Source organism: Cupriavidus consociatus (genome assembly GCF_017814975.1).
GTDB lineage: Bacteria > Pseudomonadota > Gammaproteobacteria > Burkholderiales > Burkholderiaceae > Cupriavidus > Cupriavidus consociatus.
Genome location: NZ_JAGIQA010000190.1, coordinates 1 through 317, shown reverse-complemented (window position 1 = coordinate 317; position 317 = coordinate 1). Strand labels below are relative to the sequence as shown.

At 65.6% G+C, this 317-nt stretch carries 1 protein-coding gene; it reads right to left on the bottom strand.

Translation table 11 applies throughout. The annotated features are described in order from the left end of the window. The coding region (locus tag J8I82_RS38045; RefSeq protein ID WP_209765799.1) for a VCBS domain-containing protein at nt 1-317 on the bottom strand (317 nt) is incomplete at both ends.

Sequence of the window (317 nt, the reverse complement as noted above, 5' to 3'; positions counted from 1 at the left end):
TGGTCCGCCGACAATACTGTCAGCGAATCGCTGACCTGCTGGCCCGCGGTCAGCGCATCGGCCTTGCTGTTGTCCAGCGTGTAGGTCCACGCGCCGGTGTTGCTGTCGAAGCTGAAGGTGCCGTACTGGCCCGCGAGGCTGTCCGGTGGCACCGAAGAAAAATGGGCCTGGCCGGCATCGGCATCGCGGACAGCCAGCGTGCCGCCGGCCGAAGGATCACCGGCAACAGCGTTGGCCAAGCCCCCAGCCTCCGTCACCAACGTATCTTCGCTGGCCGATGCGGTGATGGTCGCCGCGTCATTGGCACCGGTGATGTT